The 18847-nt window shown below is 41.8% G+C and carries 15 protein-coding genes; 12 read left to right on the forward strand and 3 right to left on the reverse strand.

The window, feature by feature from the left end:
• Positions 1-4 precede the first annotated feature (4 nt).
• The 6 genes from ACM0OS_RS03445 to ACM0OS_RS03470 all read left to right on the forward strand — a co-directional run bounded on the left by ACM0OS_RS03445 (position 5) and on the right by ACM0OS_RS03470 (position 8825).
• Positions 5-1246, forward strand: a complete 1242-nt coding sequence (locus ACM0OS_RS03445; protein WP_414541754.1) for a glycosyltransferase — start codon at positions 5-7, stop codon at positions 1244-1246.
• Positions 1243-2400: a glycosyltransferase family 4 protein gene (locus ACM0OS_RS03450; protein ID WP_414541755.1), complete on the forward strand. Its 1158-nt coding sequence runs from the start codon at positions 1243-1245 to the stop codon at positions 2398-2400. Before ACM0OS_RS03445 ends, ACM0OS_RS03450 begins: the two co-directional genes overlap by 4 nt.
• Positions 2401-4230, forward strand: a complete 1830-nt coding sequence (locus ACM0OS_RS03455; protein WP_414541756.1) for an ABC transporter ATP-binding protein — start codon at positions 2401-2403, stop codon at positions 4228-4230. It begins immediately after the preceding gene.
• A gap of 68 nt (positions 4231-4298) precedes the next feature.
• Positions 4299-5276, forward strand: coding sequence for a phosphotransferase (locus ACM0OS_RS03460; protein ID WP_414541757.1), 978 nt, complete (start codon positions 4299-4301; stop codon positions 5274-5276).
• Positions 5277-5388: 112 nt separating this feature from the next.
• Positions 5389-6888, forward strand: a complete 1500-nt coding sequence (locus ACM0OS_RS03465) for an iron uptake porin (RefSeq protein ID WP_414541758.1) — start codon at positions 5389-5391, stop codon at positions 6886-6888.
• A 125-nt stretch (positions 6889-7013) separates the two neighbouring features.
• Complete coding sequence (locus ACM0OS_RS03470; RefSeq protein ID WP_414541759.1) at positions 7014-8825, forward strand: ABC transporter ATP-binding protein; 1812 nt, start codon at positions 7014-7016, stop codon at positions 8823-8825.
• A gap of 32 nt (positions 8826-8857) precedes the next feature.
• Here ACM0OS_RS03470 and ACM0OS_RS03475 read toward each other — a convergent pair whose 3' ends face one another.
• On the reverse strand, positions 8858-9616 hold the full coding sequence (locus ACM0OS_RS03475; RefSeq protein ID WP_414541760.1) for a YebC/PmpR family DNA-binding transcriptional regulator: 759 nt from the start codon (positions 9614-9616) through the stop codon (positions 8858-8860).
• A gap of 238 nt (positions 9617-9854) precedes the next feature.
• Between ACM0OS_RS03475 and ACM0OS_RS03480 the strand changes: the two genes are divergently transcribed.
• The gene (locus tag ACM0OS_RS03480; RefSeq protein WP_414541819.1) at positions 9855-11141 is read left to right on the forward strand and encodes an ABC transporter substrate-binding protein; all 1287 of its coding nucleotides are present in this window, start codon (positions 9855-9857) and stop codon (positions 11139-11141) included.
• Between the two features lie 42 nt (positions 11142-11183).
• On the opposite strand, the gene ACM0OS_RS03485 is transcribed toward ACM0OS_RS03480, so the two are convergent.
• Positions 11184-11825: a Uma2 family endonuclease gene (locus ACM0OS_RS03485; protein WP_414541761.1), complete on the reverse strand. Its 642-nt coding sequence runs from the start codon at positions 11823-11825 to the stop codon at positions 11184-11186.
• 219 nt (positions 11826-12044) lie between these two features.
• Between ACM0OS_RS03485 and metH the strand changes: the two genes are divergently transcribed.
• The 5 genes from metH (at position 12045) to ACM0OS_RS03510 (ending at position 18345) form a co-directional block, all read left to right on the forward strand.
• On the forward strand, positions 12045-15581 hold the full coding sequence (gene metH, locus ACM0OS_RS03490) for a methionine synthase (protein ID WP_414541762.1): 3537 nt from the start codon (positions 12045-12047) through the stop codon (positions 15579-15581).
• A 114-nt stretch (positions 15582-15695) separates the two neighbouring features.
• Positions 15696-16106, forward strand: coding sequence for an endonuclease domain-containing protein (locus ACM0OS_RS03495; protein ID WP_414541764.1), 411 nt, complete (start codon positions 15696-15698; stop codon positions 16104-16106).
• Positions 16107-16122: 16 nt separating this feature from the next.
• Positions 16123-16821, forward strand: a complete 699-nt coding sequence (locus ACM0OS_RS03500; RefSeq protein WP_414541765.1) for a M15 family metallopeptidase — start codon at positions 16123-16125, stop codon at positions 16819-16821.
• 117 nt (positions 16822-16938) lie between these two features.
• Positions 16939-17190, forward strand: a complete 252-nt coding sequence (locus tag ACM0OS_RS03505) for a CopG family antitoxin (protein ID WP_414541766.1) — start codon at positions 16939-16941, stop codon at positions 17188-17190.
• 168 nt (positions 17191-17358) lie between these two features.
• On the forward strand, positions 17359-18345 hold the full coding sequence (locus tag ACM0OS_RS03510) for a YgfZ/GcvT domain-containing protein (RefSeq protein WP_414541767.1): 987 nt from the start codon (positions 17359-17361) through the stop codon (positions 18343-18345).
• Positions 18346-18376: 31 nt separating this feature from the next.
• On the opposite strand, the gene ACM0OS_RS03515 is transcribed toward ACM0OS_RS03510, so the two are convergent.
• Positions 18377-18508 carry a hypothetical protein gene (locus tag ACM0OS_RS03515; protein WP_414541768.1) on the reverse strand — a complete coding sequence of 44 codons (132 nt, stop codon included), beginning with the start codon at positions 18506-18508 and terminating at the stop codon, positions 18377-18379.
• Between the last annotated feature and the right edge of the window lie 339 nt (positions 18509-18847).

The raw sequence follows: 18847 nt of genomic DNA on the forward strand, positions 1-18847 counted from the left end.
AACTATGACACGTGTTGGTTACGTCCTCAAACGTTATCCTCGATATTCTGAAACCTTTGTAGTTAATGAAATCTTAGCTCATGAAGCAGCTGGCTTAAACATTGAAATTTTTGCTTTAAGACCACCCTCTGATACTCATTTTCAAAATATTATTTCCCAGGTGCGTGCGCCTGTCACTTACATTAAAAAACCAATTCAAGGACGAGTAAGTGATTCACTCAATAGTCTTGCACCGACGGCTGCTAGCTATTTTTGGGCAGAATTACAAGAAGCTAGTCAAGTTATCCCAGATTTTTGGTCAAAGTTAGCAGTTGCTCAAGGTGAACAAGCGAGTACTGTTTACCAAGCTGCATGGTTAGCACGAGAAGCACAACTAAAAGGCATTACTCATTTACACGCTCATTTTGGTACCGTGGCTACTAGTGTGGCTCGGTTAGCATCTCACTTTACAGGTATTCCTTATACTTTCACGGCTCATGCTAAAGATATCTTTCATGAAAGTGTGGAATTTGCAGATATGCAACGCAAACTAGAAGATGCGGCTACTGTGGTGACTGTCAGTGACTATAACCTCAAGTATTTACAAGAGACTTATGGTGTAGCAGCCAAGCATGTTAAGCGCATTTATAACGGTTTAGATTTACGACAATTAGAATATTCTTCTCCCGCTAATCGTCCTCCTGTGATTATTTCTGTGGGGCGGTTGATTGAGAAGAAGGGATTATCTGTGTTAATAGATGCTTGCGCTATTTTGCAGGAAAAAAATTATGATTTTCAATGTCAAATTGTGGGTACGGGGACTTTAGAACCTGTATTAAAAAGGCAAATTCAAGATTTAAAGTTACAGTCTAGGGTGGAAATTGTGGGGCCACGTCCTCAAAATGAGGTGTTTCAATTGATGCAGCAAGCGGCTGTGTTTGCAGCGCCTTATGTGATTGGTAAGGATGGTAATCGGGATGGTTTACCTACGGTTTTATTAGAGGCGATGGCGTTGGGAACTCCTTGTGTCAGTACTGATGTGACGGGGATTCCGGAGTTGGTACGTGATAGGGAGACTGGTTTTATTGTGCCTCAATTTGATGCTGAAAAGTTAGCTATCGCTCTAGGGAAATTCTTGAAGGATTCGACTTTGCGGGTTGATTTGGCGCTTCGTGCTAGGAGTTTGATTGAGTCGGAGTTTGATATTTGTCGTAATGCGGAGAGTTTAAGAAGTTTATTTCTCACGCAGAGGAGGTGTCAGGGGTGAGAGTTGCATATATCTGTGCTGATCCGGGGATTCCTGTTTTTGGGCAAAAGGGTTGCTCGATTCATGTGCAGGAGGTGATTCGGGGGTTGCAAGGACAGGGGTGTGAGGTGAATTTGTTTGCTACTCGGTTGGGGGGCGATTTACCTGCTGATTTAAGTAATGTTGCGGTTTGTCAACTTCCGGCTATCCCTAAGCAGGAAAAGGCTTTACGGGAGCAGGCTGCTTTGGCGATTAATGCTGATTTGTATGGGGATTTGGAGAGGTTTGGCTGTTTTGACTGTGTTTATGAGCGTTATTCTCTTTGGAGTTATGGCGGGATGGAGTTTGCTCAAGTGAAGGGTATTCCTGGAATTTTGGAGGTCAATTCGCCTTTGATTACAGAACAGTCGAAGCATCGGGGATTGATTAATGTTCATGGTGCTGAAGATGTGGCTAATCGGGTTTTTTCGGCGGCTAAGGTGATTATTGCTGTATCTGAGGAAGTGAAAAGTTATTTAATGAATTATGTTGATGAATCTAAAGTTTATGTGATTCCTAATGGAGTTAATCCTCGGCGTTTTTCTAGTGTTAATTTTTCTCATTCTTCAGAAAATTTTACTGTGGGATTTGTCGGCTCGTTGAAACCTTGGCATGGATTATCAATTCTCACAGAGGCTTTTGCACATCTGCATCAGCGTGTTCCTAATGCTCGGCTTTTAATTGTGGGTGATGGCCCGGAAAGAGACAATTTATCAGCAGAATTAGCTGCCAAAAATTTAGATGTTTATACTCAATTTACTGGTGCAGTACATCCTGATAATGTTCCCCAATTTTTAGCACAAATGGATGTGGCTGTTGCACCTTATTCAACACAATCTGATTTTTATTTTTCCCCTTTGAAAGTGTATGAATATATGGCGGCTGGTTTGCCTGTAGTTGTTAGTAATATTGGGCAATTAGCAGATTTAATTGATTCAGGGGTAAATGGTATTCTTTGTCCTCCTGGTGATAGAATCGCACTGGCTAATTCCTTGGAACAATTGTGGCGATCGCCTGATCTGCGTCATAGTTTAGGACAAGCTGCTCGCAACACGGTGCTAACACATCATACTTGGGATGCGATCGCCCAAAAGATTCTGCATCTAGCTGGACTTTCTGTGGAGGTGAGGCGATAAATGTCAAAACCTCTAAAACAAGCTATTCCTGGTTTGGGGGGAGTTCTGGCTTATTTCTGGCCTTACATTCGCCCACAATATGGACTACTTTTGGTTTCTGCGATCGCTTTAATTGCAGATGTGGGGCTACGGGTGCTGGAACCTTGGCCACTGAAGTTTGTTTTTGATTACGTATTAATACGAGGTGATAAGTTAAATAATATTCCCGCTATTGCCAACTTAGAACCAATGACATTGCTGACATTTTCAGCTATTGCAGTTCTAGTTATTACTGGTTTACGCGCCCTAGCTGCTTACTGGAGTACTGTGGGACTAGCTACTGTGGGTAGCCGAGTTATGGGGAAAGTCCGTAATTATTTATACTGTCACTTACAAGATTTATCGTTGGGCTACCACACTAAGGCGCGTAGCGGTGATTTGATTGTACGTGTGAGTAGTGATGCTAGTCGTCTCCAAGAAATTATGATTACGGCTGCATTACCCTTGATAGTGAGCATTCTCACTTTATTTGGCATGATTGGGGTCATGTTTTGGATGAATCCCAGTCTGACTTTACTGTCACTATTTACCCTACCGTTATTTTGGTTAATTACTCAGCGACTGAGCAAACGTATTCGCGCATCTTCATTAAAGCAACGCAAACAAGAAGGAATGGTAGCGGCGACGGCTGCGGAGTCTATTGCTGCGATTAAATTGGTGAAAGCGCTTTCGTTACAAGATGCTTTTGCGCGGGTGTTTGCTCAACAAAATCAGCGTAGTCTCAAAGAAAGTGTCAAAACTCAACGCTTGGCGGCGCATTTAGAACGCACTGTTGATGCTGTGATTGCTTTAGGAACAGCAATTGTTTTATGGTACGGTTCTTGGCTGGCGTTACGAGATGCTTTAACGCCTGGGGATGTGCTGGTATTTCTGACTTATCTGAAGAATGCTTTTAAGCCGGTGCAGAACTTTGCTAAGTACACCGGACGACTGGCGAAAGCTGCGGCTTCTGGTGAGCGAATTTTAGATGTCTTAAATCAGCAGCCTGATGTTCGTGATTTACCGGATGCTATTCCCGCACCGATTTTCCGAGGTGAAGTGCGTTTTGAGAATGTTCACTTTACCTATGAATCAGGACAAGTTTTACTGCAAGATATTAACTTAAACATTCAACCGGGACAGCAAGTAGCGATTGTGGGGACTTCTGGGGGTGGTAAATCAACATTAGTCAGTTTATTATTACGACTTTATGACCCATCACAAGGTCGTGTGATCATTGATGGGCGGGATATTCGAGAGTATACATTGGCATCATTACGCCCGCAAATTAGTGTGGTTTTGCAAGATAGTATTTTGTTTGCGGCGACTATCCGGGAAAATATTGCTTACGGGATTGCTGGGGTGTCTGATGCAGAAATTGTAGCAGCCGCTCGTTTAGCTAATGCGGATGATTTCATTCAAGCTTTACCGCAAGGATACGACACTGTGGTAGGAGAACGAGGCGCAACTCTTTCTGGTGGACAACGCCAACGCATTGCGATCGCCCGTGCTGCTATTCGTCAAGCACCAATTTTGATTTTAGATGAACCGACTACAGGGTTAGATAAGGGCAATGAGAAGGCTGTGATTGATGCACTACAACAGTTGTCAGAAAATTGTACAACTTTTTTAATTACTCATGACCTTGATTTTGCCACGCGTGCAGATATTATTGTTTATTTGGAACATGGGCGAGTGGTGGAACAGGGTTCTCATGTGGAGTTGATGCAAGAAAATGGGCGATATAAGGCTTTGTATGAGGTGCAAAATGCAATGCGAAATGAGGAAATAACTCACGCAAAGGCGAGCTAGTGTGTTGGGCGGCTCCGCCGACTTGTAGCAACTAGCGTTGCAAAGTCGCAAAAAGTAGAAGAATAATTATGACTGTTTTTGTTACTGATAGTAAAATGCCTTTTTTGGAGGCGGCGATTGATCGGGTGCGGGTGGAAGAATGTTTTGATCGGTGTTTGGCGATCGCTCAAAATTGTTGTCTGCAAAAAGTGGAAGTTATTCGTCATAAACCTGGACGACGTTGTTTGATTGCATATGAGTTAGTTGATGGTTCTGGGAAAATAATTAGGCTGATTGGTAAGGTGAGGGCTAAGGGTACAGATTTTCATAGTTATGAGTTACAAAAGTCTTTGTGGGAGCAGGGTTTTGCAGATGATAGTGTTGATGGAATTTCTGTACCTGAACCTGTGGGGATAATTCCCGAATGGCAAATGTGGTTACAGCGACAGGTTGAAGGTAAGATTGCTACTCAATTGCTGACACCAAATAATAATATTTTACTAGCCAATAAAGTTGCTGAAGCTGCTCATAAACTACACCAAACTAATATTCCTCCTCGGCGTTCTCATACCATGTCAGATGAATTGCGAATTTTACAAGAACGCCTTACTTTAGTCATGGAACAATATCCTGAATGGCAAATACGTTTAGAGCGAATATTAGTAGCGAGTCATCATTTAGGAGAAAATACACCAGAATTAAAACCCTGTGGTATCCATCGAGATTTTTATCCTGATCAAGTGATTATTAATAATTCTCGGTTGTATCTCATCGACTTAGATTTATATTGTGAAGGTAATCCAGCGCTAGATATTGGTAACTTCATCGCTCATATTCAAGAATACAGCCTTCGTAACTTTGGTAATTTCAAAGTATTACGTGAGTATGAAAATGCTTTAATTACAAGATTTATAGAACTAACAAACAATACAACTTACCCTGTTATTGAAGCCTACACCACCCTAACTTTAGTCAGACACATTCATATCAGTACCCAATTTCCAGAACGTCGCCCTTTTACCTCAGAACTATTAAACTTATGCGAACAGCGTCTCCATGTCAATTAATACTTACTCTCTGCGTCTCTGCGTGAAATAAATTCCTCCTCATATACAGTTCACAAAAGAATAAATAACCGCAAATAACCCCAAATATTTACTTTACGTCCAGGAGAGAGCATTGATAAATTTAATTAGTTGGCGATCAATTCGCTTGATTACTTTAATTAGTTCACTTTGCCTGAGTAGCATAACTCAAGCTATTGCAACACCAAATGATAAATTAAATAAAATTACACCAGTTTCTCAATTGTCAGATATTAACGTTGATAGTTGGGAATTTCAAACATTAAAATCATTGATTGAGCAATATAATTGTGCCAATATTGAAAATAAAACTTTAAACAGATATAAATTTGGTCGCCAATTAAATACTTGCTTAATAAATATAAATAAATCTGAGACAACTAATCAAGAAACATTAACGCTTATCCAACGATTACAAGCAGAATTTTCAGCAGAATTAGCCACCCTGAATCAGCGAGTAGATTTATTAGAAACCAAAGTTGCAACATTGGAAAAACAACAATTTTCACCTGATGTTGAACTAGAAGGAGAAATTATCTTTGCTGTGAGTGGATTTGCTGGAGGAAACAAAGCTAACAGTAAAACAAAGCCAATTAATGAAAATTTAGTATTGAGCGATCGCCTGCGTCTGAGCCTCAAAAGCAGTTTCACTGGTAAGGATGAATTACAAGTACGTTTGCAAGCACGCAACACACCAGAATTAGAAGATGTTACTGGCACTCAAATGGCAAATTTGGGTTTTGATGGTGATAACGACAATGAGGTGGAAGTAGATGAACTAGATTATAGATTCCCACTAGGCAAGCAAACCCGCATGACTTTGTACGCTTTGGGAGGAGGTTTAGGCGACTTTGTTCCTATTGTCAATCCTCTATTTAGCGGTAGTGGAGACGGCTCGATTTCTACATTTGGCAGAGAAAACCCCATTCGCCGCCAAGGTGGTGGTGCAGGTATCGGTATTTCTCATAATTTCAATGACTCTCTCAATTTCTCATTAGGATATATTACCAGCGATGTCAATAACCCAGAGAGGGGGATTTTTGCTAGTCCTTATGGGGCGATCGCTCAACTTACCCTTGAACCCACTAAAACCACAGCACTCAGCTTTACCTATATCCACTCTTACAATAATTTGAATACGGGAACCGGCAGTGAATTAACTGGCGATCCGTTTGATAATGAGGCAGATGCGATCGCCGCTAATTCCTTTGGTGCAGAAGCAGCTTGGCAAATTAACCCTAGTATCACCCTCGGAGGACGAATTGGTTTCATCCAAGCACAAGCAGAAGATTTACCAACTACCCCAAGCGCTGTTATCTCTACATGGGCATTAATGTTAGCTATCAGAGATCTGCAAGAAGACGATAGTTTTGCTGGGTTTGTGGTGGGTCAACCTCCTAAAGTCACTTACAATAGTTTCGGTGAAAACCTTCAAGATCAAGATAGTTCATTACATCTAGAAGCCTTTTATCATTTTCAAGTCACTGATAATATTGCCATTACTCCTGGTTTATTCGTGATTACTAGTCCAGAAAATAATCAAGGTAATGACACCATTTATGTTGGTACAGTGCGGACAACATTTAGCTTTTAAAAAGTTACAGCGTTTTCGGTTGGTTGCAAAAGGCTAGAGCTAAGTTCAGATTAAATGTAGTGGACAGACACGCCTAAATTGGTGAAATTGGTGATCACAGGTGTTTCTACGCTATATAAATAAGTATGAAAAAGATACGAAATACCGTGCGCCAATCACTAGCAGTTTTTCGCTACAGTGGACGGGCTATCAGCTTAGTGTGGAATACTAGCCACATCCTGACCATTATTCTGGCTACTTTAACTTTAATAGCTGGTTTATTACCAGCTGCGATCGCCTACCTTGGTAAGTTAATTGTTGATGCCGTAGTTTTGGCTGCTCAAGCGGGTGATGGCGATATCTCTCGCCCTTTATTATATGTAGGATTAGAAGCCGTTGCGATCGCTCTGTTGGCTGCTAGTCAACGAGGCATCTCTATTTGTCAGTCATTGTTGCGAGTGCTACTTGGGCAAAAAGTAAATGTACTGATTTTAGAAAAAGCTCTCACATTAGATTTACGCCACTTTGAAGATTCAGAATTTTATGACAAACTCACCAACGCCCGGCGAGAAGCATCTGTGCGTCCCCTTTCTTTAGTAAATCGTACCTTTGGTTTGGTACAAAACGCCCTGTCTTTAATTACCTACGGCGTATTATTAGTAAATTTCTCAACTTGGGCAGTGCTAGTACTAATTTTAGCAGCCATGCCAGCCTTCATTGCCGAAACCAAGTTTGCTGGACAAGCCTTTCGTTTATTTAGTTGGCGCGCCGCAGAAACTCGTCAACAGCACTACATTGAAAATTTATTGGCTAGAGAAGACTTTGCTACAGAAATCAAACTCTACCAACTCGGAGATACTTTATTAGGACGTTACCGCAACTTATTTCATCAACTTTATGGTGAAGACCGAGATTTAACGCTGCGGCGGGGGCTGTGGGGATATCTCCTGAGTTTAGTGAGTACAGTGGCTTTTTACCTAGCCTACGCTTGGATTGTCATAGAAACAGTCATGGCAAGAATTTCCTTAGGAGATATGACCATGTATCTCACCGTGTTTCGCCAAGGACAGTCTACATTTTCTAACGCCTTGACTTCCATCGGGGGAATGTACGAAGACAACTTATATTTATCAAATCTCTACGATTTCTTAGAGGAAGAAGTACCACAAACTTGGGGTGATGCTACCACAGGTATCAAGCCTCAAGATGGTATTCGTTTTGAGAATGTATCCTTTACTTATCCCGGAAGTTCCCAACCTGCATTAACAGATATTTCACTACATTTAAAACCAGGAGAAAAACTCGCAATTGTCGGTGAAAACGGTTCTGGTAAAACTACATTAATTAAATTACTTACCCGACTCTACACCCCAGATTCCGGGCGAATTTATTTAGATGGCTTAGATTTGCAAGAATGGGATGTAGATGTGTTACGACAACGCATTGGGGTAATTTTTCAGAACTTCGTGCGTTACCAATTCACCGTCGGCGAGAATATCGGGGTGGGCGACGTAGAACATTTAGAAGATGAAAATCGTTGGCAAATAGCCGCCGAAAAAGGCATGGCCCAACCCTTCATCGAAAAATTGCCGCAAAACTTTCAAACACAACTGGGGCGTTGGTTCAACAGAGGACAAGAACTTTCCGGGGGACAATGGCAAAAAATCGCCCTAGCCCGCGCCTTTATGCGAACACAGGCAGATATTTTAGTCTTAGATGAACCCACATCAGCAATGGATGCTCAAGCAGAGTTTGATATATTCAATCATTTTCGCACCCTGACCAAAAATCAGATGGTATTTTTAATTTCTCATCGCTTCTCCACAGTCCGTATGGCCGATAAAATCGTAGTCATTGAAAGTGGAAAAATCACAGAACAAGGCACTCACGAAGAATTATTACAAACAGAAAGACGCTATGCACAGTTGTTTTACTTACAAGCGGCGGGATATCAGTAATTCGTAATTCTGAATTACGGTTAATTTAAATCTTAAACCATCATTAAATCCATCAAATTTTCTGCCATATCAAAATTAGCAGTCACATTTTGCACATCATCCAACCCCTCTAGAGTATCAATTAACTTGAGGAGCGATCGCGCCTGGTCGGTATCAGTCACTTCCACATAATTACTCGGAAGCCAACGCAATTCCGCATCATTCACCTGAAATCCTTGTTCCTTCAACGCCTGAGAGAGAACTTCCAAATTTGTCACCTCAGTAAACACCTCAGCCGTCTCATCTTCAGTCATTTCATAAAATTCCGCCCCACCTTCTAGGGACGCTTCTAAAAGCTGGTCTTCGTCTACCACACCCGCAACTAGACAAACACCCTTTTGGTCAAACATCCAGCTAACACAGCCAGTTTCACCCAAATTGCCACCATTTTTACTAAAAGCCACCCGCAAATCAGCAGCCGTCCGATTACGATTATCTGTAAAAGCTTCAATTAAAACTGCCACACCACCAGGGCCATAACCCTCGTAACGAATAGCCTCAAAACTGGCACCATCCACGCCAAAAGTGCCAGTACCTTTTGCGATCGCCCGTTCAATATTATCATTAGGAATACCCGCGGCTTTAGCTTTATCAATGGCTGTGCGTAGCTGAAAATTTCCCGCCGGGTCTGGTACACCGCTTCTCGCAGCCACAATAATTGCCCTAGATAACTGCGTGAATGTCTTACCCTTTTTGGCATCTACTACAGCCTTCTGGCGCTTAATATTTGCCCATTTACTATGTCCTGCCATAATCTCAAATGATGAATGCTCCCTTCAAAGTTTAGGATATACATAGCTTTTGCCAAGATGCAAAGGCACATTTGTTGAATTATGTAACTGAATAGTGAAAATTACCCCAATTGTGCGATATCTGATCAAAAGTGCCAAAAGTGTGATTATCAAATCGCTAGAATTGGCCAATGTACTCAAGAAAAGTGATGCACGGCTTTTTTCTGCACCCCGGAATTACCAGAAAAAAAGAAAAAACCTGCGATACCTGAGAAATTTATTGCTGTTATTTCTGGTAGGTATACTGGCTTTAGGTGGATGCCAATTTACACAAACTAGAGAAGCAGATGTAATTCACATCACTTTATGGCAAGGTGTGAATCCACCGCCAAATCGGGATGTTTTACAAAAGCTGGTAGATAAATTTAATCAAAATCACCCGAATATTCAAGTAGAGTCTTTGTATGCTGGACAACAGGATCAGCAAACACCCAAAATTTTGGCAGCCGTCGTTGGTAATGCACCGCCAGATTTATTATGGTACAACCCCACCATTGCTGGTCAATTAGTAGAACTAGAAGCCCTAATTCCTTTAAATGACAAGCTAGACAAATCTCCGGTGAAAGCCGAAATTGACCCGGCGTTGTTTGAATCAATGGAATACCAAGAGCAAATTTGGTCATTACCGTTTGCAACCAATAACGTGGGTGTGTATTATCGTCCCAGTTTGTTTGAGAAGGCCGGAATCAAAGAATTACCCCGGACTTGGGAACAGTTTCGCCAAGTTGCTAAACAATTAACTCGTGATTTTGATGGCGATGGCCGCACAGATCAATATGGTATGTTTTTACCTTCAGGGAAAGGAGAATTTACTGTCTTCACCTGGTTACCATTTATGTGGAGTAGCGGCGGCGAGTTAGTCACCGGGGATGCACAAGACCCATCTAACGTGATGTTACAAGATAATCAAGGGGCGATCGCAGCGTTGGGATTTTGGCGTAATTTAATTACCGATGGTTCCGCCATGTTATCTGGCCCAGAACGGGGCTATGAGACAGGCGATTTAATAGCTGGTAATGTAGCCATGCAGGTAACTGGCCCGTGGAGTCTTGGTGAATTTACTGAAAGTGGCGTTGATTTTGGCGTATTTCCCATTCCCGTAGACCAAGAACCAGCTACTAGTATTGGGGGTGAAAATCTCTTTTTATTCAAAACCACACCAAAAAGAGAACAAGCAGCCTTCACCTTTGCCGAATATACCATGAGTGAAGAATTTCAGACAGAATTGGCGTTGGGAACAGGCTATTTACCCATCAACTTGAAATCGCGCGAAAATCCCCGTTATCAAGAATTTGTCAACAAGCAACCATCCTTGCAAGTATTTTTAGACCAAGCCCAACACGGGCGATCGCGTCCCATCTTTCCGGGTTATAATCGCATTTCCGATAGTTTAGGCCGGGCAATAGAATCTGTCTTATTAGGGCAAAGTTCCCCAGAACAAGCATTAACCAGAACCCAGCAGCGATTAAATTTAATCTTCAGGTAATTATTCTCTTGAATCCTGGAAATTCAAATTTACAAATTGGTATTAGCCCTGAAATTGGGTTAATAACCAAGCACCAACTTGACCATGATTCATTTGACGAGTCCGCCGTAACGCTTCATTGAGTAAAGAAAATGCCAATCCCGGTAAAACCAAAGACTCACTAATTCGCCGACTACCACCATTCTCAATAGCAAAAGCAATAACTTGAACATTTAAAACATCAACAATCCAATATTCCTTCACCCCTAAATCTTCATACAAAAGTCGTTTTGCACCTTGGTCATCAGCCAATGAAGTATTCGCCACCTCAATCACTAAATCAGGTGGTGGATAAATATCGAGGTTGATAATAGAAGTACCGTAGGGAATAGCATCAGCATTGTCACCAATATAATAAGAAATATCAGGTTGGACTTCTCTACGTCCTACTTGCCTATAACTACAGCAATCCTTACCATTTAAGTTAATACCCTTAACGGCAGTAAATATGCTAATAGCAGAAATAATAATTGTGTGATCACTAGCATGATCATTTCCCACTGGTGGCATTTCGACCCTCATTTTTCCATCATAGTAGTAACCTTTTGCTTTTTCACAAGCAGGACTTTCAATCACTTGAATATATTCATCCCAAGTAGCTACTACCCAAGTATCAGAATTGAGCTTTGTTTGTAATTCACTCATATTCTTGTGAAGCATGACTTGATTTACAAGTAATTATAGATGATTGCTCCAGTCGGATTAGCCCAGATAAAATCCACATTGCCTCATGGCAAATTCTCTGCGCTTACATTCGTACACGATAGTCACTACAAGTCGGGTATTGCCACCCCAACGTGCTGTCTCACCTTTGCGTTTAAATGGGAAAATATCATTAGACTAACAAATTTCCCTTAGGAAAATATGACTCATCCTTTCCTAGAACGTCTGCGTAGTCCCAACCGTCCAGTTATAGTCTTCGACGGTGCAATGGGAACCAACCTACAAACCCAAAACCTGACTGCTGATGACTTCGGAGGGCCACAGTATGAAGGTTGTAACGAATACCTAGTCCATACAAACCCCGAAGCTGTCGCCAAAGTTCACCGTGACTTTCTCTCCGCTGGTGCTGATGTCATTGAAACAGACACCTTTGGTGCAACATCCATTGTGTTAGCAGAATATGACTTAGCTGACCAAACCTATTACTTAAATAAAACAGCAGTAGAAATAGCCAAGCGCGTCGCCGCCGAATTTTCTACACCAGAAAAACCCCGATTTGTCGCCGGTTCCATTGGCCCCACAACCAAACTCCCAACTCTGGGACATATCGACTTTGACACCTTAAAATTTAACTTCGCCGAACAAGCCGAAGCGCTATTTGATGGTGGTGTTGATTTATTTTTGGTGGAGACTTGTCAAGATGTGCTGCAAATCAAAGCAGCATTGAATGGTATTGAAGAAGTTTTTGCCAAAAAAGGGGAACGCCGCCCGTTAATGGTATCTGTGACAATGGAAAGTATGGGTACAATGCTGGTGGGTTCAGAAATCAGCGCTGTCCTGACAATTCTCGAACCATATCCCATAGATATCCTGGGTTTAAACTGTGCCACAGGCCCGGACTTGATGAAACCACACATCAAGTATCTATCAGAACATTCACCGTTCATTGTCTCTTGTATACCCAACGCAGGTTTACCGGAGAACGTTGGTGGTCAAGCACACTACCGCCTGACACCAATGGAATTACGCATGGCGTTAATGCATTTTGTTGAAGATTTGGGTGTCCAAGTGATTGGGGGTTGCTGTGGGACACGTCCAGAACACATTCAACAATTGGCAGAAATTGCCCAAGAACTCACACCAAAAACTAGACAGCCAAGTTTAGAACCATCTGCTGCATCAATTTATTCGACTCAACCGTATGACCAAGATAATTCCTTCTTGATTGTCGGTGAACGCCTCAACGCCAGTGGTTCCAAGAAATGCCGTGATTTACTCAATGCCGAAGATTGGAATGGTCTAGTTTCAATGGCTAGGGCGCAAGTTAAAGAAGGCGCGCATATTCTGGATGTCAACGTCGATTATGTGGGACGTGACGGTGTGCGAGATATGCACGAACTGGTTTCGCGCATTGTCAATAATGTTACATTACCATTAATGCTTGACTCCACCGAATGGGAAAAAATGGAGGCAGGTTTAAAGGTAGCCGGTGGTAAGTGTTTGTTGAACTCCACCAACTACGAAGATGGGGAACCACGTTTTCTCCAAGTGCTGGAATTAGCGAAAAAATATGGTGCTGGTGTAGTCATTGGTACTATCGATGAAGATGGCATGGCGCGCACAGCACAGAGAAAGTTTGAAATTGCCCAACGTGCTTATCGTCAAGCTGTAGAATATGGTATTCCTGCCACTGAGATATTCTTTGATACCTTGGCTCTACCTATTTCCACGGGGATTGAAGAAGACAGAGCCAATGGTAAGGCTACCATTGAAGCAATTCGGCGGATTCGGCAGGAATTGCCGGGATGTCATGTAATTTTGGGTGTATCTAATATTTCCTTTGGTTTGAATCCCGCATCACGAGTCGTGCTGAACTCGATGTTTTTGCACGAGGCGATACAAGCCGGCATGGATGCAGCCATTGTCAGCCCTAACAAGATTTTACCTTTGTCAAAAATTGAAGCAAAGCATCAAGAAGTTTGTCTTGACTTAATTTATGATCAACGTAAATTTGAGGGTGATGTCTGCGTTTATGATCCCTTGGGAGAATTGACCACACTTTTTGAAGGGGTGACGACCAAACGCGACAAAGGTATTGATGAAAATCTCCCCATCCAAGAACGCCTGAAACGCCATATCATCGACGGCGAACGCATCGGTTTAGAAGACCAACTGAAAAAAGCCTTAGAACAATATCCCCCTTTGGAAATTATCAACACCTTTCTATTAGATGGGATGAAAGTTGTCGGTGAATTGTTCGGTTCAGGACAAATGCAATTACCTTTTGTGTTGCAGTCTGCGGAAACCATGAAAGCAGCGGTTGCTTATCTAGAACCGTTCATGGAAAAGTCAGAATCTGGCAATAATGCCAAGGGAACTTTTATTATTGCCACTGTGAAAGGTGATGTCCATGATATTGGTAAAAACTTGGTGGATATTATCTTATCCAACAATGGCTACAAGGTAATTAACTTGGGAATTAAGCAGCCTGTAGAAAATATCATCGAGGCTTACCAACAGCATAAAGCTGATTGTATTGCTATGAGTGGTTTGTTGGTGAAATCCACTGCCTTTATGAAAGAAAATTTGGCAGTATTCAACGAAAAGGGAATTACTGTACCGGTCATTTTAGGTGGTGCAGCATTAACCCCCAAGTTTGTGCATCAAGATTGCCAAAACACTTACAAGGGTAAGGTGGTGTATGGTAAGGATGCCTTTGCTGATTTGCATTTCATGGATAAATTAATGCCAGCCAAGGCTGTTAATAATTGGGATGATTTACAAGGATTTTTGGATGAAGTAGAAGCCGAACCAGAAATCGCCGCTTCCCCATCCCCAACTGAATCATCCCAACTCCCAACTCCCGACTCCCAGCTCCCTCCAAATACCCGTCGTTCTGAAGCCGTAGCTATAGATATTCCCCGTCCTACGCCGCCTTTTTGGGGAACTCAGTTATTAAAGCCTGATGATATTCCCCTTGAGGAAATTTTCTGGCATTTGGATTTACAGGCTTTGGTTGCTGGACAATGGCAGTTCCGCAAGCCGAAGGAACAATCTAAGGAGGAGTATCAGGCTTTTTTGGCGGAGAAGGTGTATCCCATTTTGGAGAGTTGGAAGCAACGGGTAATTGAGGAGAATTTGTTGCATCCCCAGGTGGTTTATGGGTATTTTCCTTGTCAGGCTGAGGGGAATACTTTGTATGTTTATGATGCAAACCACAGAGACACAGAGAACGCTGAGGTAAAGGCAAGTTTTGAGTTTCCGAGACAGAGGTCTTTGAGGCGGTTGTGTATTGCTGATTTCTTTGCGCCGAAGGAGTCGGGGATAATTGATGTGTTTCCCATGCAGGCGGTGACTGTGGGGGATATTGCCACGGAGTTTGCTCAAGGATTATTTGCTGCTAATCAATACAGTGATTATCTGTATTTCCACGGTTTGGCTGTGCAAGTGGCTGAGGCGTTGGCGGAATGGACACACGCCAGGATTCGCCGGGAGTTAGGTTTTGTGGCAGAGGAACCGGATAATATTCGGGATATTTTGGCGCAGCGCTATCAAGGTTCACGGTATAGTTTTGGTTATCCTGCTTGCCCAAATATGCAGGATCAATATAAGCAGTTAGAGTTGTTAGGGACTGACAGAATTAATCTGTATATGGATGAAAGTGAGCAAATTTATCCAGAACAGTCTACGACGGCGATTATTGCTTATCACCCGGTAGCTAAGTACTTCAGCACATAATCTTGTCCCCTCTCCTTAATAAGGAGAGGGGTGCCTGAAGGGCGGGGTGAGGTTAATATTATAGTAGGTAGATAGTTCGGGCTTGACGTCTCCTTATAGATATTAATATTTAAAATGACTAAACTTTATAACAAAAATAATGAAATAGAAAAAAGGCGACTATTACGCCAAAATATCACACAAGCTGAGACACTTATTTGGCATAAAGTAAGAGATAGACAACTTGAAAATTGCAAGTTTCGTAGACAATATAGTGTGGATAAGTTTGTTATAGATTTTTACAGCCCTGAATTAAAGTTAGCTATAGAAATTGATGGTGACAGTCACTTTGAAGATGGTGCTGCTGAATATGATCAGGCAAGACAAGAATTTATGGAATCAGTAGGGATTAAGTTTATTAGATTTACTAATAATGATGTTTATGGTAATTTGTCTGGTGTTTTAGAAAGTATTGTTCAGAATATACAAAATTTAAGAACCTCACCCCCAGCCCCTCTCCTTAATAAGGAGAGGGGAGCAAGATAATACATAATATTGAATAATGAGACCTTATCACCAAATCCCTATATTAGAATGCAGTGAATTGCTGGTGCAGATTCCTTTGGAATTGTTTGCGGTGGAATCTCCCCATCCTTATGAAAAACTCGGTGCGCCTTATGGGGAACATTCTCCTTATTATTTGCGCGCAAGTGTGGTCAAAAATTTAATTCAAGCCCAAAATTATCTACAAGAAATTTATCCTGGTTGGTATATCCAAATTTTTGATGCTTATCGCCCAGTGGCTGTACAACAGTTTATGGTAGATTACAGCTTTGCCCAAGCGTTACAGCAACGCGGATTGACTGAGGCTGAGTTATCACTAAACCAACGTCAAGAAATTTGGCAATCAGTTTATGAAATTTGGGCTGTACCGAGTTTAGATGAAAAAACTCCCCCTCCCCACAGTACAGGTGCGGCTGTAGATGTGACGCTGGTTGATGATACAGGGGAAATAGTAGATATGGGATCGCCTATTGATGAATTGTCAGAGCGATCGCATCCCAATTACTATGCCCATAGTGACCACCCACAAGCCCAACAATATCACCACAATCGGCAATTATTAAATGAAGTCATGTTAAAAGCCGGATTTCAACGCAATCCCAGAGAATGGTGGCATTTCTCCTATGGTGATCAAATGTGGGCTTGGTTAAATCAAAATGGTTCAACGGCGCGTTATGGGCGAATTGTTAGGAATTAGGGACTGGGGATTAAAGAGTAAATAACCAACTTAGACATTTTTTATTATTTCCGGTAGATGAAATACTCATTAGACCGATCAGTGCCAGATATATGAGAGACACAGAGGTACAGAAATATGGACAAAACTTTCCCAAGACTTAAAAGTGATGAAGAAATAGAGGCACTCTTAGAAGATGATTTGTCAGATTATCTTACTTCTGATAATTTCAAGCCAGTAACTTTTGAATTTAAGCCTAAAGATAAAAGTGTCAATGTACGGATGTCTGAGGAGATGCTAGAAAAAGTTAAATCTGTTTCCAAGAAAGAAGGTATTCCTTATCAGCGTTACATTAGACGTGCGATAGAACGGTATTTAGGTGCTGAGTAGTAATTTGGCATCCAAAATGAGAGAAGCGAACATCAAAGTACGATAGCGTTCTTTACTTTTTTTTTGTGTTGATTCCTATCGTGTAGGTGTTCGCATTACCCCACTCAATTGAACCCCCAAACCTTAATTTGCTAAGATCCTCTCGGTGACAAACTTCTCTGCATTCCTATGTCCACATCTGCAATTGACGCTCAAGACGCAACAGCTATCCAAGCCGCAACAACCAAGGTTGCTGTATGCGATCGCTCTTTTTGGGGACGCATCCGTGTTTCTGATGTTGATAGAATACGTTTTTTACACAATCAAAGTACTAACGATTTCCAAAGCCGTAAGCCAGGACAGGGTTGTGATACTGTGATGGTGTCATCTACAGCCCGCACCATTGACCTGGTAACTGCGTATATTTTAGAGGATGCAGTGCTATTGCTGGTTTCCCCTAGCCGCCGTGAATCTCTAATACAATGGCTGGATCGCTATATCTTTTTTGCCGATAAGGTGCAATTAACCGATGTCACTGATGACACAGCCACTTTTAGCTTGATTGGGCCAGAAAGTGATGCCGTGATCAAACATCTGGGTGCTGGGGCCATCATCGGTCAACCTGATGGCAATCATCTTGTATTAGATAATCAGGTAATCGTTGCTGTGGGTAGTGGTTTGGCTACTCCTGGATATACGCTGATATTGCCAGTTGCCGAGAAAGAGAAACTATGGCAGCAAATTATAGAATTAGGTGTAGTAGAGTTGAGCGATCGCGCTTGGGATACGTTACGCATATTACAAGGACGACCAGCCCCAGATGCGGAACTTACTGATGATTACAATCCTTTAGAAGTGGGTTTATGGCAAACAATTTCCTTTAATAAGGGTTGCTACATCGGTCAAGAAACCATTGCCCGATTAAATACCTATAAAGGTGTCAAACAATACCTGTGGGGTATCCGCCTCAATGCACCTGCAACAGTAGGCAGTGCGATCGCCATTCAAGATGAAAAAGTTGGTAAGCTTACCAGTTACACTGAAACCACTGATGGTTACTTTGGATTAGGTTACATCCGCAGCAAAGTCGGTGGTGTTGGTTTAAAAGTCCAAGTAGGAGAAACCGAAGGTGAAGTAGTAGACATCCCCTTTGTTTCTCACCAATACCCAGAGTAGATACAGTTAACAGCTTTGAATGATAACTGATTTATCCTACGCGTTTCAAGGAACCATCAGCATATAGTTCCAATGGCACTAACTCTGTTTTGCCATTCACTTTTACTTGAGAATAAACAACTTTAACTAACCGTGCATGATTTTCGTTGTAACGCAGAGACATAATTACACCTCTTTTTGAGAAGTTTTTTTGTGTACCCAACTTTGAAAACCTTGATTGTAATTAAATTTTGCTTATGCATTTTTTTCTATGCTTGTCAAGCATATTTTATATTTAACAGAGGTTTTCTAAAAATTGGTATAAATTGAGCTAAGTGTAAATAAAGATTTGCACAAATTTGGGGAATTAGTTATGGTTCATTGACAATTGCGTCACCAAAAGGCTACTAACGCGAGATAATAAGATTTTTCACGCTACCCTAATTTGTTACACCTTCGTTGATCACGTATTCTGTTCTGGCTTGGCTGATATTATTCACTTCACAGCCACAGATTCTAATTT

Source organism: Nostoc sp. CCY0012 (genome assembly GCF_963920855.1).
Lineage (GTDB): Bacteria > Cyanobacteriota > Cyanobacteriia > Cyanobacteriales > Nostocaceae > Cyanocohniella.